This is a genomic window from Desulfuromonadales bacterium (assembly GCA_035620395.1).
Lineage (GTDB): Bacteria > Desulfobacterota > Desulfuromonadia > Desulfuromonadales > DASPGW01 > DASPGW01.
This window is the reverse complement of sequence record DASPGW010000189.1, coordinates 1-20,397: the sequence shown is the minus strand read 5'-3', so window position 1 is coordinate 20,397 and position 20,397 is coordinate 1. Positions and strand designations below refer to the sequence as shown.

The window sequence follows — 20,397 nt, the reverse complement described above, 5'->3', positions numbered from 1 at the left end:
CCTACAGCATGTCCACCGGATCGACATCGACCACCAGAGAGACCCCGGAGGGGATTTTCTTCCGCAGCTCCGGCAGCCGGGCGAGCAGCCGCCTCAACGGCAGACGCTCGGGTGCCTTGAGCAGGATCTGCACCCTGCTCTTGCCGCGCAGGCGGGCCAGCGGGCAGGGAGCGGGGCCGAGCACTTCGACCGTCCCGGCGGCACGCTGCAGCCCGTCGGCCAGGGCCGCCGCAGCCCGCTGCACCTTTGGCTCTTCGTTGCCGGCGAGAACCAGGTTGACCAGATAGCCGAAGGGAGGGTAGCCGAGCGCCTGGCGACCGGTGATCTCCTGCTCGTAGAACCCCTCGTAGTCGTGACCGGCGGCGCAGATCAGGGCATAGTGGTCGGGGGACCAGGTCTGGATCAGCACCCGTCCGGGGCGCTCGCCGCGCCCGGCCCGCCCCGCCACCTGGGAGAGGAGGGCGAAGGTACGCTCGGCGCTGCGGAAATCGGGGAGGTTGAGACTGCTGTCGGCACCGACCACGCCGACCAGGGTCACCCGGGGGAAGTCGTGCCCCTTGGCGACCATCTGGGTGCCGACCAGGACGTCGATCTCCTCGCGCAGCATGCGCTCGACCAGACCCTGGTGGGCTCCCTTGCGAGCGGTGGTGTCGCGGTCCATGCGGGCGATTCGGGCGGCGGGGAACCGGGTGGCCAGTTCTTCCTCGAGGCGCTCGGTGCCCGCCCCCTGTGGCTCGACGGCGCTCCCCCGGCAGACGGGGCAGAACTCGGGCGGCGTCTCGATATGGTCGCAGTAGTGGCAGCGCAACTGGCGGCGCCCCCGGTGGAAGGTCAGGGTGATGGCGCAGTTGGGGCAGCGAAAGGTGGCGCCGCAGTCGGCGCAGAGGAGAAACGGGGCGAAGCCGCGGCGATTGAGCAGCAGCAGCGCCTGTTCCCCCCGCGCCAGGGTTTCTTCGAGCGCCGCGGCCAGCGGCGGCGAAAGACTGCCGTCCCCCTCCGGGCGCGCTTCGCGCAGGTCGACCAGTTCTACCGCGGGAAGCGGCCGCCCCTCGACCCGGCCGGCGAGCGGCAGGTAACGAAGCTGACCGCTGCGGGCACGGTGATAGGTGGTCACCGCCGGCGTGGCGCTCCCCAGCAGGACCACCCCACCGGCCATCTGGCCGCGCAGCAGGGCGAGGTCGCGGGCGTGGTAGCGGAATCCTTCGGCCTGCTTGTAGCTTGACTCATGTTCTTCGTCGACAACGATGATGCCGGGAGCCGGCAGCGGAGCGAAGAGCGCCGAGCGGGCACCGATGACGATGGCGGCCTCGCCCCGGGCGATGGCCCGCCAGGCGTCGTAGCGCTCCCCTTCGGAGAGCCCGGAGTGCAGGACGGCAATCTGCCCCCCGCGCCCGGCGAAGCGGGCCCGAAAGCGCCCGACCAGCTGCGGCGTCAGAGCGATCTCGGGAACCAGCACGAGGGCGGTGCGTCCCCTCTCCAGGGCATTTTCGATGGCGCGCAGGTAGACCTCGGTCTTGCCGCTGCCGGTGACACCGTGCAGCAGCAGAGGGGAGAAGGAGCCGGAATCAAGAGCCGCCCCAATGGCCGCCAGCGCCGCCGCCTGTTCGGCAGAGGGCGTCACCGGACAGTCCGCGGGAACCGGGGCGTCGAGAAAGGGGTCACGATGCACTTCCACCTCCGCCTCGATCAGGTAACCCTGCGTCACCAGACGATGCAAAGAGGCATGCGGGGCGGAGAACACCCGGCGCAGCTCGGAGAGGGGGGCGCCGTTCCGCTCGCGGAGGAAGGCGAAAAGTTCGCGCTGACGGGCACCGCCTGGCTCCCCCGCCACAGCCGCCGGGGTGTAGTACGGTTCGCGGCGGATCGAGACCTCCCCCCCCCGGCCGGAGAGGCCGGCAGGCAGGGCGGTGCGAATGACCTCACCAATTGGATGTGCGTAATAGTCGGCGGCACGGGTGAAAAAGGGGACCATCTCCGGTGGGAAGAGCGGCACCTCGTCCAGCACCGCCTGCACCGCCTTGAGTCCCGCCGGTTTCCCCTCGGTCAGCCCGAGCAGGTAACCGACCGCGCTGCGCCGTCCCAGCGGCACCCGCAGGCGCACCCCGATCCGGGCCGGCTCCCGCAATGCTTCGGGGACGAGGTAGGAGAGGGCCTTGTCGAGGGGGGCGGCGACGGCGACGGTGGCGATCAGAGATGTGGACACGGGTGCAGTCCTGGACGGGGCAAGATGGAGGTATTGCTGGAACGATTAAACCTGAAAAACGGCACTTACTCACGCGAAGCCGCGAAGAACGCGGAGAAATTCAAAGAATATTGCACAAAATTGGATTTTACTTCGCGCCCTTCGCGTCTTCGCGTGAGACTGCTTTTTCCAGGTTATTCTTCGCAGAGCACCGCATTCGCCACCTGGTCGGCGAACTGCCGGCAGCTCTCCAGGTTTTCCGGCGTCGGGGTGAAACGGAAGGAGGTGCTCTCGGCGGCCAGCTTGTATTTGAGTCCCTCCAGGCGCTGCTCGACCATCTTGACCGCCTCGCCGCTCCAGCCGAAGGAGCCGAAGACCGCAGCCAGCCGTGTTTTGGGCGTCACCGAGGAGATCATCGACAGGGCGTGCCAGACCTGCGGCGGCGCGTCGCGCTGGATCGTCGGAGTGCCGATCAACAGCACGTCAGCCTGCTCCAGAGCATTGCGGTAATCATCGTCGCGCATGCCGCACAGGGCCATCTCGGTCACCTCGACCCCCTGTTTTTCGAGCTCCTGGCGGATCACCGCCGCCATCGTCCGGGTGTTGCCATGGGAGGAGAGGACCGCCATCAGGGCTCTCGGTTTGTCCCCCCGCGGCGGCGGCGCGGACCACTGCCGATAGGCGTTGATCGCGTGGCCGAAGGTGGAACGGAGAATCGGTCCGTGCGAGGGGCAGACCATGCGCAGCGGCAGGTCCTTGATCTTGGCCAGCGCATCGCGGATCTTGTCCTTGAAGGGACGCATGATGCAGTCGAAGTAGAGGTGAAAGTCGGCCGAAAAGTCGGCGATCTCGTCATCGAAGAGCTTGGTCGCGCAATAGTGGGCGCCGAAGGCGTCACAAGGGAAGAGAATCTGGTCCTCGACCAGGTAGGTGAACATGGTGTCTGGCCAGTGCAGGTAGGGGGCGAGAACGAAGCGCAGGGTGCGCCCCCCCAGGTCGAGTTCCTCGCCGTCCGCCACCACGTGCGCCTTGAAGGGAGCATTGATCAGCTGCTTGAGGAAGTTTTCTCCCGCCTTGCTGATATAGACGGTGATGTTTGGATTCCTCTGCAGCAGCGCCGTCAGCGCTCCGGAGTGGTCCGGCTCGGTGTGGTTGATGACGACGGCATCGATCTGCTCCAGCGGAAGGAGCTTCTCGAGTTTCGCCAGAAACGCCTCGGTGAAAGGGGCTTTTACCGTGTCGATGAGGGCGGTCTTGACGCTGCCGCGGACCAGATAGGAATTGTAGGTAGTGCCGTTGTGGGTCGGGAAAAGGTCGTCGAACACTTCCAGTTCAGGGTGCTTGGCCCCGACCCAATGGATGCCGGATGCAATTTCAACAATTTCGGACATGGGCTTTGCTATCCTTTCTGCGGATGACGGCGCAAAACAGTTTTGCGGATGAGGGAAAGATACCCCATCGGCCAATTCGTTACAAGTCTCCGTGCATCCGTGCTATAAATAGGGTTCGGACAAGCCGGTCGAAGCGGCAGCGTTTAGAGTGGCGAAAGCGCGGGAAGAAGGATGACGGAACAGGCGGAACAGACCAAGAGAGGCGGAATTTCGCGGCGGACTTTCCTCCTCGGCGGGGCAGCGACCGTCGGCGGCGCCGTCCTCACCGACGCCTTATTACTGGAACCGCGCCTTTTTCAGGTGCAGGAAGTCAATTTGACGGTAGCGAAGGTTGCCCCCGGCCGGGAGCTGCGCATCGCTCACCTCTCGGATATGCACATCCGCACCTTCAACGACTACTTTCGGGAGGTGGCGGCGGCGGCAAACGCCCTGGCCCCCGACCTCATCCTGCTCACCGGCGATTACCTGGAGCGCAGCCGCAACGTCCGCGGCGCTCTGGATTTTCTTGAACTGCTGCGGGCGCCCAACGGCGTCTTCGCCGTCCAGGGAAACTGGGAGTACTGGGCCAGGGTCGAAGGGGAAAATCTGCGGCGCCATTTTGCCGGCGCCGGCGTCAGCCTGCTCATCAACGAGCGCCGCGACCTCGATCTGCAGGGGATCCCGACTTCGGTGCTCGGCCTCGACTATCCGTCGTCGGCCGACAGTCTCGTCCACCTCCAGCAGCAGAGCGATCCGACACGATTGAACATCCTCCTGTCCCACGTGCCGGCCTTCGACCACAGCCTGCTGCCGCCCGGAACCGACCTGATTCTCAGCGGCCACACGCACGGCGGCCAGGTCCGCTTCCCCTTTCTGCCGCCGCCGATTCTGCCGCGTTTCTCCGGAACCTTTTATTCCGGTCTCTTCCGGGTGGGGACAGCGCGCACCCCTCTCTACGTCACCCGGGGAATCGGCACCAGCGTTTTGCCGGTGCGCTTTCTCTGCCGCCCCGAAATCACCCTGTTCAGGCTGCACGCAGCCTGAAAGACAGTCCAAGATCCCGGGTCAAAGACTTTGGCCTCGGGCCTCGAGCCTCGAGCCTAGTACCCCAGATATTTCAGCAGATCCCGAATCTCCCCCATCAGCACCGCAAAACCCTCGCCGTTGAGACTCTGGGCACCGTCGCAAAGTGCCTTCTCCGGTTCGGGATGGACCTCGATCATCACGCCATGCGCGCCGGCCACCAGGGCCGCCTTGGCCATGACCGGCACCAGGGCCCGCTTGCCGGTGGCGTGGCTGGGATCGACGATGATCGGCAGGTGGGAGAGCTCGCGGATCAACGGCACCACCGAGAGGTCGAGGGTGTTGCGGGTGGCCCGCTCGAAGGTGCGGATCCCCCGCTCGCAGAGGATTACCCGGCCGTTGCCTTCGGCGAGGATGTACTCGGCGGCGGCGAGGAACTCCTCGATGGTGGCGCTCATGCCGCGCTTGAGCAGCACCGGATGGTCCAGCTTGCCGACCTCTTTGAGCAGGTCGAAGTTCTGCATGTTGCGGGCACCGATCTGCAGAATGTCGGCGTAGCGGCAGACCGCATCCAGTTGCTCGATGCGCATCACCTCGGTGATGACCGGCAGCCCCGCCGCATCGCCGGCCGCCCGCAGGTACTTGAGCCCCTCGATCCCCAGCCCCTGGAAGGAGTGCGGACCGGTACGCGGCTTGAAAGCGCCGCCGCGCAGGATGCGGGCGCCGGCCGCCTTCACCTGCCGCGCCGCGACGAGCATCTGCTCCTCGTTCTCGATCGAGCAGGGACCGGCGATCACCACCGGCGTCTGGCCGTCACCCACCAGCACGCCGGCGGCATCGACGACTGTCGGCGCCGGGTGAAAATCGCGCGAAACCAGCTTGTAGGGCTTGCTGACATGAATGACCTCGCGCACGCCCGGGAGTTCGCGAATGGTGGCGTCGTCGACGTAGCCCTGGTTGCCGAGCACACCGATGGCGGTCCGCTCGCTGCCGGGAATCGGTTCGGCCCGCAGGCCCATGGCCTCGACCGCTGCCTGTACGGCGCGAATCTGCTGTGGGGTGGCACTGTGATGCATGACGATGAGCATGACCGGTTCTCCTTTACGAGGCTGGAGGATTCTGTAGAGTAGCCGGGGGCGGCCCGGATTTCAACCCTTTTTCAGCTGGCCGGAAAAAAGAAAAGACGTTGCAAATCCGATGGCTTCGGGTATCCTTCCAGAGTGCCAGACCTCAGACATCAACTGCAGAAAGGAATCCGGACCAGCCATGAACATGACCAGAACGATGAAGTTGGCGGCGACAGCCGCCCTGAGCCTCACCCTGGCGGCACCTGCCCTGGCGGCCGACGATGCACGCGCCCGGGAACTGATCAATTCCCTGGGGTGCAAGGGTTGCCACCAGCTCGCCGGTGAAGGCGGCACCCTCGCTCCCGCCTTCGAAGGCATGGGCACGCGGCTGAAAGAAAAGGACATCCGCGAGCAGTTGGTCAACCCCAAGGGGAAAAACCCCAAGACCATGATGCCCACCTTCGCCCACCTGCCCGAGAAGGATCTCAAGGTTCTGGTGGATTATCTCAAGAGCCTGAAATAGGCCGCCACGGCAACTAAACAGGAGGTTGCACCATGAAGATCGTCGATTCTCTGGTTCGGAACAGCCTCGCTCTCGTCCTGGCGGCAGTTTGCCTGGCTGCCCTGGCGGCGGGCTGCGCCGTGAGACCGGCCGCCTACCTGGTTCCTCCGGGGGAAGTCGGGGTGGCCATCGAAGCCAGCAATTTCGAATTCAAACCGAATCTCATCCAGGCCCGGGCGGGAGATGCCCTGGTGCTCAAGGTGAAAAACGTGGCGGGAATGGGGCACAACCTGACGGTCCTCGACCCGCAAGGGAAGAGTCTGGCCAGCGTCGATCTGCCCGCTGGCCAAACCACCGAGATCCCGCTGCCCCCCCTCGGAGCAGGGACCTACCCCTTCCACTGCGACAAGCCGCTCCATCCGTCTTTCGGGATGAAGGGAGAGATCAGGGTCGGCACGCCCTGACATTTCCCTTAAACCGCTCCTGTTCGAAAGCGCGGGGGAAGGACGCCGTAAGGGGCGAGAACACAAGTGAAAGCGCAGGAACGCAGAGGGCGGCCGATGGGCCGCCCTTGTTTTATCGGGGAGTGCGGCGTTTCCAGCGTTTCGTGGGGGTGGCACAAGGGGGGTATTCGGACAGGGTCGGTTCTTTCTAGGTTTGTACCGGCTAGTCACTCTGCAGGGATACTTTACAGTGGAACGCCTCCTCGAACAGATCGCTCTTGGTCTCGCCACCGTAAATTTCCACGGAGAGATCCTCCTGGCCGTGCAGGGTGATGCAGAGCCCTGAGTCGGTGAGCTGGCAGTCGAGCGCCTCGACGGCCTGATTGCGCCGCCGGTCGAGGCCGTCGGCCAGGCGCAGAATGCCACCCAGCTGTTTGACCAGCCGCCGGTCCTCGGGAGGGAGAAGCGCGAAGTTCTCGTGCTTTTTCCGCGGCAGCTTCTTGCGATGGTAGCGGGCGAGGTTGGCGACGACTTCCTTCTCGCGGGGGGAGAAACCGAAAAGGTTGGCGTGGCGAATGAGGTGGTAGGAGTGCTGGTGGTGTTTCTCGTAATTGATGAGATAGCCGACGTCATGGAGAATCGCCGCCGCTTCGAGGATCTGCCGGTTGCGGCTCTCCAGGCCGAATGCCGGGCCGACGGCGTCGAAGATATCCAGGGCCAGTTTCGCGACCTGCCCGGCGTGGCTTTCGTTGACATGGCATTGGCGGGCAAAATCCCAGACCGAAGCGATCCGGTTTTTCGCCGCTTCGGGCAGTGGTGCCAGCCCGTGCTTTTCCAGGCTCTTCAGGATCAGCCCCTGACGAACCCCGCGCTCGTTGACCCTGAGAATATTGACGCCGAAGTACCGCATCACCTCATCGACAGCGGCCACTCCGGCGAGGATGATATCCGCCCGGTCGGGGCTGAGGCCGGGCAGGGCTTTGCGCTCCCTGAGGGTTTTTCGTTCCAGCATCGCCAGCAGGTGCACCACCTCGGAGCGCAGCACGTCGTAGCCGTGGACCGAGCTGAACTGCTCCTTGCGCATCGCCATGACCATGCCGGCGATGGTAGTCATGGTCCCCCCCGAGCCGACCAGGCACTGGACGTCGAAGGACTCCCCGGCGAGGTGCTTCTTCAGAGTCGAGCGCACATGCTTGCGCAAGGCATTGAGGTCTTTGGCCAGCACGGGGTCTTTGGGGAGAAACTCCTCCGTCAGCACCACTGCCCCCAGCTCCAGGGAAAAGATCTCCTCGATCAGTTCCCCGGCGGTGACGACGATCTCCAGGCTCCCGCCGCCGATGTCGACCAGGGCGCAGCGCAGGTTCTCCAGGTCGAGGCTGCTGCGGGCGCTCAGGGCCACCAGTTCCGCTTCCTCGTCGCCGGAAATGACGGCGATTTGCACGCCCGTAGCCCGTGCCATGGCCTCGACGAACGCCTCGCCGTTGCGGGCCTTGCGCACGGCGCTGGTGGCCACGGCCTCGATGGACTGCACCCCATAGCCTTCGGCGATCTTCTTCATCCGCAGCAGGGCCGCCTCGGCCCGCCGCCAGGCCTCGGGGGAGATCTCGCCGCTGCCGGCCAGACCTTCGCCGAGACGGACCGTCGCCTTTTCGTCATCCAGCACATTGAATTTGCCGCCGGCATCGGCTTCCACGACGATGCAGCGGATGGAATTGGTGCCGATGTCGATCGCGGCCAGACGCTTTTTCTCTCCGGTCACCGGGAACTCCGTAGCATGAAAACCATCTGGAGAGGAGCATATCACCGTTCGGTTAGCGCCTTGTTAAAAAGGGGCACCCACAGCAGATTCCCTGCAAGCAAATACTGCCACTGTTATAATAGCCGACAGAAGCGAGGATGAACATGCCGAAGAGAGGTTTTCACCATGGGGTCCTGCCTGAAAGGGAAATCCGAAGCCAAACCGCAAGCGGGAGCGTTCCGGTGCGAGAAGTGCGAGGCCGTCAGCGAGAAGAAGAAACATCTTTGCAAACCCGCTAAGATCAAGGGAAAAGGGGATAAGGACAAGAAAGGGAAGAAAGGGAAAAAGTAACGTGAGCATGGCTGTGCAGGAGGGGGAGCTTCTCATCCCCCGGGATACAGGCCCGGCACCACCACCGGCAAGGCTTACAGGTCGACCGCTCGATGCGGCCATGCGGACCGATGCCGCCGCCAAAGCCGTTCTGCTGCAGCAGTTCGGCGCCCTGACGGCCAACGAAGCCGGGGCCATGGCCGACCTCGGCCCTGAATATCTGCACGATTTCCGGGTTGCCGTGCGCCGCACGCGCACTGCCTTGGGGCAGATCCGGGACGTTTTCCCCAAAAAGGCGCTGGAGCGGTTCCGCACCGGGTTTGCCTGGCTGGGGGAGGTCACCGGCCCGACCCGCGACCTCGACGTCTACCTGCTGCACTTGCCGGATTACCGGGCCAGACTGCCGCAGGCAGTGCAGAACGACTTGCAGCCGTTGCATGATTTCCTGAAGAGCCATCAGAAAAAGGAGCAGGCAGCGCTGGTCAAGGCCCTCGATTCCAACCGTTACCGGCAGTTGATGCATGGCTGGCGAGCTTTTCTGGAGGCGGACGTCCCGGCGAAAACATCCCTGGCCAATGCCAGGCGGCCGGTCAGTGAGGTTGCGGGGGAGCAGATCGCGCGGGTCTACCGGCGGGTCGTCAGGCAGGGGAAGGCGATCACCAAGGCGTCGCCGGCCACGGACCTGCACCAACTGCGCAGAAGCTGCAAGAAACTGCGCTACCTCCTGGAGTTTTTCCAGCCGCTCTATCCGGTCAAAAAGGTCAATAAGCTCATCGCTGCCCTGAAGCTTCTGCAAGAGAACCTCGGCGCCTTTCAGGACCTGGAGGTGCAGGGGGCCGCCTTGCGGCAATTCAGTCAACAAATGGTCGACGAAGGAGAAACCCCGGCCGCGACCCTCATCGCCATGGGGATGCTGGTGGCCAGCCTGGCTGAACAGCAGCAGCGGGTGCGCAAGGAATTCAAGACGCACTTCGCAGGGTTCTGCCGGGGCAGGAACCGCAGGCTCTTCGAGGAATTGTTTCCGCCGCCGACGGACCCATCTGTGCCCGAATAAACCTGGAAAAGCAGTCTCACGCGAAGACGGGAAGAACACGAAGTAAAATCCAGAAAGAAAAGAGCAGGAACATGCCGACCGAGATCGAACGCAAATTTCTGGTGAACGGGACCGCCTGGAAAAGGGGAGCCACCGGAAAGCTTTACCGGCAGGGCTACCTGGTGGCCGAAAAGGAGCGCACCGTGCGGGTGCGGGTCGTGGGGGAGGAGAGCTTTTTGACCATCAAGGGCCCCTCGAAGGGGATCGCGCGGGCCGAGTACGAATACCGGATCCCCCCCCGGGAGGCCGCTGAAATGCTCGACACCCTCTGCCTGCAGCCGCTGATCGAAAAATACCGCTACCGTATCGAGCATGCCGGCCTGGTCTGGGAGGTGGATGAGTTTCTGGGGGAGAACCAGGGACTGACCCTGGCCGAGGTGGAGTTGGCCGACGAAGATCAGGCCTTTTCCCTTCCCGACTGGGCCGGCGAAGACGTCTCCCATGATCCGCGCTACTACAACGCCAATCTCGTCCGTCACCCTTTCTCAAAATGGTAAAGGAGAATAAGCCGTCATGAAACGATTGACCCTGGTCCGGCACGCCAAATCGAGCCGCGAGGATCCCCTGCTGGAGGATATCGACCGCCCCTTGAGCAAGCGAGGGGAAGAGAACGCGCCCCTGATGGGAAAACGCCTGGCCAAAAAAGAGATGATGCCGGACCTGTTGCTGACGAGCCCCGCCAGGCGCGCCGCCAAGACGGCCAGGATAATCGCCGGCAAGATCGGCTTCGCCAAGGACAAGGTCGAAAAAGTCGACGCCATCTACGAGGCTTCACCGGAAACCCTGCTCGGGATCCTGCGCGGCCTCACCGACGAATGCCAGCACGTCATGATGGTCGGCCACAACCCGGGCTTCACCGACCTGAACAACGTGGTGAACCGCACTAAAATCGACAACATCCCAACTTGCGGGGTGGTCTGCATCGATCTCGACATCGCAGCCTGGTCCGAATTGGCGGCAGGGCAAGGCACCCAGGTCTTTTTCGATTATCCGAAAAACCCGCAGAAGTAGCTCTCCGGAAGGCTTATTTCCACCATTCTTGCAGCTCGCCCTTCGCCCCGACCTGGTCTCCCTGCTCATCGACCGGCTTGCTGCCATTTCCGGATTTCCGCAAGCCAGACCGTCGGATAATCGATGGCGAGCTGCGCTTCGCCGGCAAAAACCCGTCCCGTGTTGGAATCGAGGGTGACCGGCTCCCCTTCGGCCAGGGTCCGTTCGCCGAAGGCGACGCGCCGCCGCTCCGGCTCGATCCGCAGGGGGCGGCAACCCGCCACGCACGCCTTGCCGAGTTGCCGCGCCACCACCGCCGCATGGGAGGTGCGGTTCCCCCGCGCCGTCAGCACGCCGGCCGCGAGGGCGATGCCGGCAATGTCGGCGGTGGTCATCTCAAAGCGGACGAGCACCGCCGGCCGCCCTTCGGCGGCAAACCGGCGGGCGGCCTCAAGGTCGAGGGCGAGTGGGCCGATGGCCACGCCGATGCCCGCCGGCTGCCCCTGGCAGAGCGGCTCCTGCTCCCCGGTGGCGAGCCGCTGGCGCCCGATGTCGTCAAGAGCGAGGCCATGCAGACGGGCCAGCGCTTCGCCGGGCCCGATGAGCCCTTCTGCGACCTGTTCGACCGCCATCCGCAGCGCCGCCCACGGCGTCCGCTTGGCCGTTCGCGTCTGCAACAGGTAGAGAACCCCGTCCTGAATGGTGAATTCGAATTCCTGGGCGTCGCCGTATGCCTGCTCGAGGGCGGCCCCGATGCCGAGAAGGGTCTGTTCGGTTTCGGGGAGGGCCGGAAAGAGCCGCTCGGCGTCGGAACCGGTGGCGCGCCCGGAGACGACGTCTTCCCCCTGGCTGTTGAACAGGAAATCGAGGTAGAGCCTCTTCTCGCCCGTATCCGGATCCCGGGTGAACCCCACCCCCGCACCCGAGGTTCCTCCCGCATTGCCGAAGACCATCTGCTGGATGGTGACCGCGGTACAGAGCTCGTCGGGCAGTTCATAGAGGCGGCGGTATTCGACGGCGCGGGGAGCGTTCCAGGAGGCGATCACGGCCTGCACGGCAAGCTCGAGCTGCTCCGGAGGGTTCTGGGGAAACGGCTTTCCCGTCAGTTCCTGGAAGAGCTGGAGGTAGGTCCGGGTGAGCTCGGCCAGGCTCAGGTAGTCCAGGTCCTGCGGCCGCTCCGCCTGCTCCCGGCCGAGCACCACCGCCAGCGCCGCGGCGAACGGCTGCGGGCTGGCGCCGAAGGCCACCTCGGCAAAATTCACGATGAGACGGCGGTACGAATCCCAGACCAGCCGGGGATTGCCGGTCATCCGCAGCAGGCCGCGGGCCGTCGCATCGCAGAGGCCGATGTTGAGCAGCGTATCCATCATGCCGGGCATCGACGCCGGCGCCCCGGAGCGGACGGAAACCAGCAGCGGCCGGCGGGGATCGCCGAACCCCAGCCCCGTCACCGACTGGAGCCAGCGCGTCTGCTCTTCCAGCAGGCGGGTCAGGTTCTTGCGGCAGCGTTCCGGAGCCCGGTAGCAGCGGCGGCAGTGGAGGGTTCCCAGGACGAAGGCCGGCGGCACGGGAAGCCCGAGACGCGCCAGGCGCGCCAGATCGAAGGCCTTGACCCCCATTTCATCCGCGCTCCCGCGGGAGACGCCGATGCGGCGGGGGGCGATCCTGAAAATGCCGTCGTGCGTCATCGCCTCACCATGACCCGGCCGAGAATCTGGTCGCGCAGGAGCATGCCGGCATGCATCAGGGCATCGGCGGCCGATTCCAGCTTCCTGGCGCTTTCGGCGATGACGAAGGCCTGCCGGAAATCTTCCGCGGCGCCGACCAGCGCCTTGCGCACCGCCCGCTCCGTGGTATCGCTCTGCTGCTCGATGGCCATGATGCGGTGAATCGACTCGAGGAAGTCGCGCATGTCGTCCGGCGAGCCGCTACGGTGGATGCCCCGTACGTTCTCGATCGCCTTCAGGTATTCCTGCGTCCCTTCGACCAGCAGCCGGGCCAGGGCGGCCAGCGACCGGCGGATCTCTGCCGCCAGGCTCTCCGGCTTCAGGAGGGTGAGATGGAAGGCTGCCTCCTCCAGTTCGTCCGTGATGTCGTCGGCGGCCTCGAGCAGTTGCCGGATGGCATCGGCCTGCTCCGATTGCCGGGCCAGCTCGCGGCCCCGGATGACGAGTTCATCGGCCTTGCGCTCCCAATCCTTGGCACGCTGGCCGATCCGCTCGAAGCCGGCAACAGTCTCGGGCCGGGAGACGGTGAGCAGCCCGTCGCGGATGGCGGTGGCGATCTCGACCGCCAGCGCCGCATGGTTGCCAGCGAGGTCGAGGAGGTTCTGCTGGGCGCTGTGGTAATACTTGTACAGCTCCACCCGCGCCTCGTCGCGGATAAGGGCCAGCGGCCGGTTTTGAATCAGGCCCAGGGCGCAAGCCTTGAGGATGAAGCGCAGGTAGGAGACGGCCGCTTCCCGGCCGAGCAGTTCGGCGAGGGTGACACCGTAGGTCAGGGTACCCCCGGCCACGAACTGCAGGGCGTCGAAGACCATCCGTTCGCCGCCGGCCTTGAGAAAGGCCATGTGACCGACGTCTTCCCCCGCCGCCCAGGCGAGCAGGGAAAGAGCATCCGCCTTGGGGACCAGACGCTGCAACCGCTTGCGGGCCCGGTTCCAGTCGATCAGGAAGACCAGGCGCGAACCGAGGTGCGTCAGAAAAGCCCTGAGCTCTTTCTTGCCCGGCGCCTCGTACGTCCCGACGCAGAGGTGGTAGACCCCTCCCGCGAAGGCCTGGTCGGTACGGGAGTGGACATCCTCCCAGGCCATACCCCGGGCGGCGAACAGCCCCTGGAAAAAGAGGAGGCGGGGCAGATGATTGTCGCTGCAGGTCACCGTCACGCGCCTGGCTTCGACATGCACCACCAGCACGTGCGCGTCGGTGGTGCCGATATCGTTCTGCAGGATCAGCTTGCCGCCGGAGCGGGTGGCGGTGGTGCCGAGACCCGGATGGTCGAACTTGAGCGCCCGCGTCCGGTTGACCCCCTTCATGAAGGCGGCGACTAGGGAGCGGTCCTCACCCCGCAGGCCGTAAGCGAGAGCGCCGTCAACGCTTTCGGTAGCGATCTCGGCCTGCAGCCGGTTCAGGCCCTTGTGCATCTCCATGATGAGCAGATGCAGGCTGTCGCCGCGGGCGGGATCTCCTGACGTCAGGGAGGCAATGGTTCCTGCCGTGATCGTGCCGTCCCCGGCGCACCAGGGTGTCCCTGACAGCTGCTGCAGCCGCTCCTGAAAGGCAGTGGCCTCCGGTTTCTGCAAGGCGGCAAAGGGGGCGAGCATCGCCGTCAGGTCATCCCGCAGCGCCGAGCAGACCTCGCCGGCATGGAGCAGCGCATAGGTGTCGGCCCCGCTCCGGGCCGCTCCGGCCACGACCTCGTCGAAGCAGGTCTCGGTGACGCCGCAGGCGAGACGTTCCGTGCGCAGATCGGAGAACGCCCCCTCCGGGGCATCGGCGCGGGCCTTGGCCGTCTGCAGGAGGGTGAGGCGATACTTGGCGCGGTCATTCGCCGCCAGCGCTTCATTCAGCAGAAACGGCAGGAGCAGGCGGCGCTCGCCGAGAGCAGCAACTATGCGGGCCTTTTCGCTCATTCTGTGACCCTCAGGATGTAGTGTTCACACCTTCACCGGAATTTTCCTGTGAAGCGGCCTCGAAACCATTGTACCACCCGGCGATTGTTTTGACCGGGTGGCCTGCCCCCCTGTCTTTTCTCTTCCCCGGCGCCGGCCGGTTGCGGTTTCCGCCGGGGGTGCAATAATGGAATTTCCTGACAACCTGGAGAGGAGGTCCCATGAAAAAGGAGCAGTACGTCTGCCTCGCCTGCGGTTTCAACATGGTCGGCTTTCATCCTGATCGCTGCCCCTTCTGCGGGGCGCCGAAGGAGCGCTTCATCACCGCCGAGGAGTGCTCGGCCCGCTACCGGGTGGCGGCCACGCCGGTGAACGAAAAGGTGACACGGCTCAATTCACAGCCGGCCCTCGGCTATGAGCACGCCGCCTACCGCATCGAGACGGGCCGCGGCGCCTGCTGGATCGACTGTCCGTCCTCCTTCGACGCCTCGCTGGCGCCGGTGGAGACGGTTCTTTTCACCCACCACCACTTCCTCGGCGCCTGCAACCTCTACCGGGAACTCTTCGGCGCCGAGGTGCGCATCCACCGGGACGACTCGGTCCACGCGATCTGCCGCCCCTTCACCTTCGACGGCACCTTCGCGGAGGACTTCGTCCAGCACGGTATCGAGGCCTTCCACGTCGACGGCCACACCCCCGGCTTCACCCTCTACCTCTTCGAGGAGACCCTCTTCATCTGCGACTACGTCTTTCTGGCGGGCGACGGCATGAAGTACAACCCCTACGGCCCGGCCGACCGCACCATGGCGGGCGGCCGCCGCATCGGGGAAATCCTTGCCGGCCGCAAGCTCGCCACCGTCTGCGGCTACAACTACGTCATCGGCTACGACGAGTGGAAGCGCCGGTTCGAGGCGGGGCCGCTCTTCGGGGGGTTCTGACTTGTGCGGAGTTTATGAGGAGAAGCGGGGGATTTTCGGGGTGAGCGGACGAGGTCGTGGCGTGGTCGTTGGGGGCGATTCCTTTGTACTTTTTGAAGCGCGGGAACCCCATGCGGGCAAGTTCAGCCCCGAAAACCGGGCTGCAGCACCTGCTGAGCGCTCATGGTTCCCTGCTTCAGCCTAACCCCGCCAGAGGGTCCAACCAAAATTATTTTTATCCTTGCTGTGGGTAAATTTGGCTGCGCATTGCAGGCATTGGTAATCCTGCTCCGTGAACCCACCCGGTCGTGACCCGGTAAAATTTCGTTCTTCTTCCATTTTCTGCAGATGCTGGTGGGGTTTTCCGCTATGGGATTTCCTGGATTGTTCCTGGCAAAGACTGCAAATGTCCATTCTTCTGTCTCCCCGTCGGTGATTGGCAAGCCCGAGCGTAACACCTATCACCTTACCAGCAAACCGGGAGAGAAAGTAAGTTTTTTCACGGGAGCTCAGGGTCGTCTCTCGTTACGGGTGAACCGGCAGGGTCGTTTCGCATGCGGAATACGCCGAACAGCCCCGGAACTGCTGGCCGGCGTCAGGCCCTTTACCCCTGGTGCAGCCACATCTGCGCCTGCCGGGGTGGAATGGCGAGCTCGAGGTGGTCGTCTGCGACCTGCATGTCGTAGCCGTGCAGCAGGCAGCGGTAGCGGCCGTGGTGCAGGCCGAAGGTCCAGAGGCGCGGGTGCTGCCACTCGGCGGTCTTGTTGATGGCGACGATGCCGCCCTCGCCCCGGGCGAAAACGATGAACCCGTCATGCTCGAAGAGGGAGCGCTGCCTGGTTCCGTGCACCGCGTTGTGGAAGGCGATCATCGCGACGGTGTCGGCGCGACGCCACGCCTCGTTCCAGCGGTCGCGATCAGAGCCGTGCCTGTCCGCGCTCTCGTTGTGGTCGGAGAAGACCAGGGGGACGCCGCCGTCGCGGCCGAGGATGTAGGCGTTGGCGAGAAACTCGTCCCGGGGGTCGAGCATCTGCCAGCGGAAGCCGTCATTGTAAGGGATGTCGTGGGTGATGCTGAAGGTGACCCCCCGATGCCAGGGGAGCGCCTGGCGGCAGGCCGCCGGGTCGACCAGCTCCCGCATGCTTCCCGCAGGGGAAAAGACGCGCCGCAGGGTTTCGTGCAGAGGGAAGTCGTAGAAGGAGATGGCGGTACTGTCGACCAGCGGCCAGAGGAAGAGGTTCTCTTCCCCGTCGTTGGCGGTGAGTGCCTCGCCGAAGACGAATTCCCCTGCCATCTCGGGTATCTGGAAGACGCGCAGGATGTGCTCGCGGGGAAGATGCTTGATGGCATCGATGCGGTAGCCGTCGAACCCGAGATCGTTCAGGGCGAGCAGGCAGCTGCGCTGCTGCTCGATCACCCAGTCGCTGAGGTCCAGATCCGGGAGGCCGGAGAGGCGGTGTTCCTGGGATTCGTGGAGGTCGTTCCAGTTGTGGATGTCCCCATCCGGGTTGAAGTCCCAGGGGCTGAACAGGCCGACGTCCAGGTCGCCGTAGAGCCGGTCGCGCTCGAAGGAGGTGCGTTCGCGGCGGTAGCGCGCCAATTCCGCCTCCCCCGGGAAGTTGAAGGGATCGTCCCGCCGCCCCTTTTCATTGGCCATGTGGTTGAAGACGAGATCGGTGTAGACCCGCACGCCTTCGTCGTGCAGGGCCTCGATGGCCTGCATAAGCTCGGCCTTGTCCCCGAGAAACGACCGGACGACCCGGTAGTCCTTCGGCTGGTAGCGCTGCCACCAGTCGGCGCCGTGCTCGTCGCTGTAGAGCGGCGGGGGGAGCAGCACCGCGCCGTAGCCGCTTGCGGCGATGGCCCGCGCCCGGGCGGCCACGGCCGAACAGGGCCAGTTGAAGGCATGGAGGATCACGTCGCGCATACGAACATTCCCTTCTACATGCGTGCCGGGGACGCTGTAACTTTGGAAGCTTGTTGGCCGAACCACGGTCCCCGGCTCTCCCGTGCTCTCCTGGGTAGCCTGTGCCTCCCCGGGAGCGAACACGGCTCCGCCGGTCAGGGGCAGCGTCCGGGTCAGGCCATGACCTTGAGGCGCTTCAGCTCAAAATAGCACCTCGCGCAAGCCCGGACGTCGGCGAGCGCCCGATGCGCGCCTTCGAAGGATTCCTTGAAGAGCTTCAGGTGCAGCTCCTGCAGCGTCGGCCATTTGAACCCATAGGGGCCTGGCAAGCGGCAGTAGTCTGTTGCCGCCTGCATCGTGCACCTTCGGTTCTTTGCTTCAACGACATTCGGGTAACCGGCGCGCAAGAGCTCGGCACCGAGGATTTTCTCGTCGAACTGCATGTTGTGCGCAACCAGTACGGACGCCTTGTCGACAGCCGCTGCGACGGCAGCGAGGACGGACTGCAGGTCGACTCCATTTCGCAGCGCGAACTCGGTAGTGATGCCGTGGATCACAGCGGCATCTTTGGGGATGCTGAAGCCTTCGGGCTTTACTATGTATTCGGCGCTCGAGACTTCGTGCGCTTCTTCATCGGCGAGCAGCCAGGCAATCTGGACCAGCCTCGGCCAGTTCTTCAGGTCCGATGCCGGGGCCTTGTAGTTCCGGGGAACTCCGGTTGTCTCTGTGTCAAAAAACAGGTACATGCGGCCTCCAGTGACCTGGAATCAAATGGGCAGGCTGCCCAATTTCGGATACTGCAAACGCAGACAGCCCTGTGCCTTTCTAAACAGTGTACATCAACTGCCCCTGACTTGGTCCAACTCCAGCACTTCATCCTCTTTGGGCTCACCGTCGGCCCTCCGGGGCCAGGCGAGAAGGCAAGTGCTGCGGTAGCGGCCGCCGTATTCGTCTGTCGTGGCAATCGGCTTTTCGGGCAGTTCAGCTGCCTGCCACCATCGGCTCCCGGCCGGACCCCTCAAGCACCGCCGCCAGGACGGGAAGCGCATCGAGCGCGGCCGGGTATCCTGCATAAATTGCGACCTGCAGCAACGCCTCTGTTATCTCCTCAACGGATGCGCCATTTTCAAGAGCGATGCCGAATACAATGCGCAACGCGCCATGGCGGCCCAGTGCCGCAAGGATACCTACGCTGCAAAGGGACCGCGTCCTGGGGTCGATCGCCTCTCTGGACCATGTCCGGCCGAAGACCACGGATATGGCTTCGTTCTCGAACGCCGGGCTCAGCAGTCTGAAACGGGCGATGATCGCCTCAGCCTGCTTTTCACCGACGAGTCTTGTGAGTGTCCCAATACCTCTCGCGTAATCATTCTTCTCCTGAGTCATCCTGCTCTCCCGGGTTAAAAAGAGTTGGACCGCGGGCCGAATGCCATGGCCCGGCTGGCCGGCTGAAGGGATCACTTCTCCTCGGGCCGGCAGCATCCGCGCTGCATCATCTCCTGCATCGTGGCGCTACAACCCCCTTTCATCTCCTTGCGGCACCTGGCCATCATTTTCACGAATTTCCTCGGCGAACAGCAGGACGTTGCCGTCCGTTGCTCTTCCTGTCCATTGTGGCCTGTTTTTTCCGTAGCCATCTCGCATCTCCTTTCCTGGTCGGGGTAATTGGCTGCTCCTCGAATTCCCCGCGAAGCAGGGTCTGAGGGGCATAAGCTGCCTTCAACCCTTTAGACGGGACCTGAACGCAAAGGGATACAGGCGCCGGCATTTTTGACACTTGCTCGCGTAAAGGCGCAAAGGCCGCAAAGAAATCCAGGTGCTGTTGCAGATCAAGTCCCATGGCATGAGTCCAAAAACCGCCCGGTTTTCCTTGGTGTTCTCTGCGGGCTTGGCGCGATACCGGCTTTCTTGGTTTTTTAGGGGATTAGATCAGGGGAGGCAGTGAGTATGAGGTCTCAAGATTGTGGGAGGGGAAAATCGGGATATCGCGCCGGCCGTCAGCGCTCTTCAGGCTTTTTGCGATCGCAGGCCAGTTCGCTTCGCTCATCCAGGTAAAAATTGCAGTGGCTGCCCAGACTCTCCTTCAGCCTGGCCCTGGCCCGGTGCAGCCTGATCTTCACCGTATCGAGACTGACTCCGAGGATCTCGGCGATCTCACGGTTCTTCAGATCTTCGACCTCGCTGAGGACCAGGGCCGTCCGATAATCTTCGGGGAGTTGATCGACATATTCCCGGATGCAGCTGTTCATCTCACGGCGAATCAACTGCTGGTCGACATCCTGCCGGGCTTCGCCGGTCCAGACATTCTTGTCCTGGAGCTCGGCCGTGCTCTCGGCAGATGAATCGACCGGAACGCATTCCCTCCCGCGTTGCCGGAAAGAAGGGTTGCGCAGCCGGTCCAGGGCGGCGTTGGTCGCAATCCGATAGATCCAGGTGGAGAGCTGTGCCTCGCCCCTGAATTCCTTCAGCGCCTTGTCGACCTTGACGAAAACTTCCTGGGTCAGCTCCTCGGCCTCGTCCCTGTCGAGCATGCGCGAGAGATAGCCCAGTATCCGCGGCTGAAAGGTCGAGTAAATTTCCTGGAAACCCGGTTCCTTGTCCGTCATGATGGAATTCGCTTCCTTTTCGGCGGCGGCACAGACCCGCTTATCTGCCAATATTATACAGAAGACAGGATAAAACGGCCGGCTGCAGGTTCAAACCTGCCCGGTGAGCGTTTCCAGCGCCACCAGAGCATCCAATTACGTCCTGCGGGCATGGGTGGCCAGCCACACCCGGGCCTCGGCCTGGCTGGCTTCGCCCGTGGCCATGGCCATGGTGAAGGCGTACAGCTCCTCCGGTGAGGCGGCGAGCGCGAAGCCGTTGCGGCGCAAGAGGAGGCCCGCGGCGGAGACGGCGGTGCGCTTGTTGCCGTCGACGAAGGGGTGGTTGCGGATGAGGGATTCGAACAGGGTGGCGGCCTTGGCGAAGAGGTCCGGATAGAGGTCGACCCCCTCGAAGGTCGCCTGCGGGCGGGCCACGGCCGCCGGCAGGGCGCCGAGGTCGCGCACGCCGTGGGAGCCGCCGGTAGCGGTGACCAGACGGTGGTGGATGAAGAGGACCTGCTGGGCCGTGAGATACTCCATCACTCGGCGAGCTTCTTGAGGGCGGGGCGATACCGGTCGATGAACTCGTTCACCTGGGCGACGAACTCGGCGTCGATCCCTGCCGGATATTCGGCCTCCAA

18 protein-coding genes are annotated in these 20,397 nt (G+C 64.2%); 7 read left to right on the top strand and 11 right to left on the bottom strand.

The features are described from left to right. Position 1 precedes the first annotated feature (1 nt). A complete protein-coding gene (priA, locus tag VD811_10270; protein ID HXV21357.1) occupies positions 2 to 2,203 on the bottom strand; it encodes a primosomal protein N' in 2,202 nt (733 codons plus the stop codon). Positions 2,204 to 2,376: 173 nt separating this feature from the next. Beyond that, a complete protein-coding gene (locus VD811_10265; GenBank protein ID HXV21356.1) occupies positions 2,377 to 3,573 on the bottom strand; it encodes an FprA family A-type flavoprotein in 1,197 nt (398 codons plus the stop codon). 171 nt (positions 3,574 to 3,744) lie between these two features. On the opposite strand from VD811_10265, the gene VD811_10260 reads away from it, so the two are divergent. Continuing rightward, positions 3,745 to 4,596, top strand: a complete 852-nt coding sequence (locus VD811_10260; GenBank protein ID HXV21355.1) for a metallophosphoesterase — start codon at positions 3,745 to 3,747, stop codon at positions 4,594 to 4,596. 56 nt (positions 4,597 to 4,652) lie between these two features. On the opposite strand, the gene aroF is transcribed toward VD811_10260, so the two are convergent. Further along, positions 4,653 to 5,663, bottom strand: coding sequence for a 3-deoxy-7-phosphoheptulonate synthase (gene aroF / locus VD811_10255; protein HXV21354.1), 1,011 nt, complete (start codon positions 5,661 to 5,663; stop codon positions 4,653 to 4,655). Positions 5,664 to 5,841: 178 nt separating this feature from the next. Between aroF and VD811_10250 the strand changes: the two genes are divergently transcribed. Together VD811_10250 and VD811_10245 are read left to right on the top strand one after the other, a co-directional pair. Further along, entirely contained in the window at positions 5,842 to 6,165 is a 324-nt protein-coding gene (locus tag VD811_10250; GenBank protein HXV21353.1) for a c-type cytochrome, read from the top strand. Between the two features lie 32 nt (positions 6,166 to 6,197). Continuing rightward, positions 6,198 to 6,608, top strand: a complete 411-nt coding sequence (locus VD811_10245; protein ID HXV21352.1) for a cupredoxin domain-containing protein — start codon at positions 6,198 to 6,200, stop codon at positions 6,606 to 6,608. A gap of 202 nt (positions 6,609 to 6,810) precedes the next feature. On the opposite strand, the gene VD811_10240 is transcribed toward VD811_10245, so the two are convergent. Then, the gene (locus VD811_10240) at positions 6,811 to 8,346 is read right to left on the bottom strand and encodes a Ppx/GppA phosphatase family protein (GenBank protein ID HXV21351.1); all 1,536 of its coding nucleotides are present in this window, start codon (positions 8,344 to 8,346) and stop codon (positions 6,811 to 6,813) included. Between the two features lie 337 nt (positions 8,347 to 8,683). On the opposite strand from VD811_10240, the gene VD811_10235 reads away from it, so the two are divergent. The 3 genes from VD811_10235 (at position 8,684) to VD811_10225 (ending at position 10,759) form a co-directional block, all read left to right on the top strand. Beyond that, positions 8,684 to 9,709 (top strand): CHAD domain-containing protein, encoded by a 1,026-nt coding sequence (locus tag VD811_10235; GenBank protein ID HXV21350.1) that lies wholly within the window; start codon positions 8,684 to 8,686, stop codon positions 9,707 to 9,709. Positions 9,710 to 9,780: 71 nt separating this feature from the next. Beyond that, positions 9,781 to 10,245: a CYTH domain-containing protein gene (locus VD811_10230; GenBank protein HXV21349.1), complete on the top strand. Its 465-nt coding sequence runs from the start codon at positions 9,781 to 9,783 to the stop codon at positions 10,243 to 10,245. Positions 10,246 to 10,261: 16 nt separating this feature from the next. Next, positions 10,262 to 10,759 carry a histidine phosphatase family protein gene (locus VD811_10225; GenBank protein HXV21348.1) on the top strand — a complete coding sequence of 166 codons (498 nt, stop codon included), beginning with the start codon at positions 10,262 to 10,264 and terminating at the stop codon, positions 10,757 to 10,759. 65 nt (positions 10,760 to 10,824) lie between these two features. Here VD811_10225 and VD811_10220 read toward each other — a convergent pair whose 3' ends face one another. Both VD811_10220 and VD811_10215 read right to left on the bottom strand, forming a co-directional pair. Next, on the bottom strand, positions 10,825 to 12,426 hold the full coding sequence (locus tag VD811_10220) for a PEP/pyruvate-binding domain-containing protein (protein ID HXV21347.1): 1,602 nt from the start codon (positions 12,424 to 12,426) through the stop codon (positions 10,825 to 10,827). Then, positions 12,423 to 14,369 carry a DUF47 family protein gene (locus VD811_10215; GenBank protein HXV21346.1) on the bottom strand — a complete coding sequence of 649 codons (1,947 nt, stop codon included), beginning with the start codon at positions 14,367 to 14,369 and terminating at the stop codon, positions 12,423 to 12,425. Before VD811_10215 ends, VD811_10220 begins: the two co-directional genes overlap by 4 nt. Before the next feature lie 200 nt (positions 14,370 to 14,569). Between VD811_10215 and VD811_10210 the strand changes: the two genes are divergently transcribed. Continuing rightward, positions 14,570 to 15,286, top strand: a complete 717-nt coding sequence (locus tag VD811_10210; GenBank protein ID HXV21345.1) for a hypothetical protein — start codon at positions 14,570 to 14,572, stop codon at positions 15,284 to 15,286. A gap of 583 nt (positions 15,287 to 15,869) precedes the next feature. On the opposite strand, the gene VD811_10205 is transcribed toward VD811_10210, so the two are convergent. The 5 genes from VD811_10205 to VD811_10185 all read right to left on the bottom strand — a co-directional run bounded on the left by VD811_10205 (position 15,870) and on the right by VD811_10185 (position 20,296). After that, entirely contained in the window at positions 15,870 to 17,192 is a 1,323-nt protein-coding gene (locus VD811_10205; GenBank protein HXV21344.1) for an alpha-amylase family protein, read from the bottom strand. A gap of 152 nt (positions 17,193 to 17,344) precedes the next feature. After that, positions 17,345 to 17,917, bottom strand: coding sequence for a 3'-5' exonuclease (locus tag VD811_10200; protein HXV21343.1), 573 nt, complete (start codon positions 17,915 to 17,917; stop codon positions 17,345 to 17,347). A gap of 235 nt (positions 17,918 to 18,152) precedes the next feature. Then, complete coding sequence (locus VD811_10195) at positions 18,153 to 18,557, bottom strand: carboxymuconolactone decarboxylase family protein (GenBank protein HXV21342.1); 405 nt, start codon at positions 18,555 to 18,557, stop codon at positions 18,153 to 18,155. Between the two features lie 611 nt (positions 18,558 to 19,168). Next, positions 19,169 to 19,777 (bottom strand): sigma-70 family RNA polymerase sigma factor, encoded by a 609-nt coding sequence (locus tag VD811_10190; protein ID HXV21341.1) that lies wholly within the window; start codon positions 19,775 to 19,777, stop codon positions 19,169 to 19,171. Between the two features lie 135 nt (positions 19,778 to 19,912). Beyond that, on the bottom strand, positions 19,913 to 20,296 hold the full coding sequence (locus tag VD811_10185) for a type II toxin-antitoxin system death-on-curing family toxin (protein HXV21340.1): 384 nt from the start codon (positions 20,294 to 20,296) through the stop codon (positions 19,913 to 19,915). Between the last annotated feature and the right edge of the window lie 101 nt (positions 20,297 to 20,397).

Bases quoted from the DNA above. Each gene is read 5' to 3' on its own strand.
- VD811_10265 (HXV21356.1), bottom strand. From the start codon at position 3,573: ATGTCCGAAATTGTTGAAATTGCATCCGGCATCCATTGGGTCGGGGCC.
- VD811_10260 (HXV21355.1), top strand. From the start codon at position 3,745: ATGACGGAACAGGCGGAACAGACCAAGAGAGGCGGAATTTCGCGGCGG.
- aroF (HXV21354.1), bottom strand. From the start codon at position 5,663: ATGCTCATCGTCATGCATCACAGTGCCACCCCACAGCAGATTCGCGCC.
- VD811_10250 (HXV21353.1), top strand. From the start codon at position 5,842: ATGAACATGACCAGAACGATGAAGTTGGCGGCGACAGCCGCCCTGAGC.
- VD811_10245 (HXV21352.1), top strand. From the start codon at position 6,198: ATGAAGATCGTCGATTCTCTGGTTCGGAACAGCCTCGCTCTCGTCCTG.
- VD811_10235 (HXV21350.1), top strand. From the start codon at position 8,684: ATGGCTGTGCAGGAGGGGGAGCTTCTCATCCCCCGGGATACAGGCCCG.
- VD811_10230 (HXV21349.1), top strand. From the start codon at position 9,781: ATGCCGACCGAGATCGAACGCAAATTTCTGGTGAACGGGACCGCCTGG.
- VD811_10225 (HXV21348.1), top strand. From the start codon at position 10,262: ATGAAACGATTGACCCTGGTCCGGCACGCCAAATCGAGCCGCGAGGAT.
- VD811_10220 (HXV21347.1), bottom strand. From the start codon at position 12,426: ATGACGCACGACGGCATTTTCAGGATCGCCCCCCGCCGCATCGGCGTC.
- VD811_10215 (HXV21346.1), bottom strand. From the start codon at position 14,369: ATGAGCGAAAAGGCCCGCATAGTTGCTGCTCTCGGCGAGCGCCGCCTG.
- VD811_10210 (HXV21345.1), top strand. From the start codon at position 14,570: ATGAAAAAGGAGCAGTACGTCTGCCTCGCCTGCGGTTTCAACATGGTC.
- VD811_10205 (HXV21344.1), bottom strand. From the start codon at position 17,192: ATGCGCGACGTGATCCTCCATGCCTTCAACTGGCCCTGTTCGGCCGTG.
- VD811_10200 (HXV21343.1), bottom strand. From the start codon at position 17,917: ATGTACCTGTTTTTTGACACAGAGACAACCGGAGTTCCCCGGAACTAC.
- VD811_10195 (HXV21342.1), bottom strand. From the start codon at position 18,557: ATGACTCAGGAGAAGAATGATTACGCGAGAGGTATTGGGACACTCACA.
- VD811_10190 (HXV21341.1), bottom strand. From the start codon at position 19,777: ATGACGGACAAGGAACCGGGTTTCCAGGAAATTTACTCGACCTTTCAG.
- VD811_10185 (HXV21340.1), bottom strand. From the start codon at position 20,296: ATGGAGTATCTCACGGCCCAGCAGGTCCTCTTCATCCACCACCGTCTG.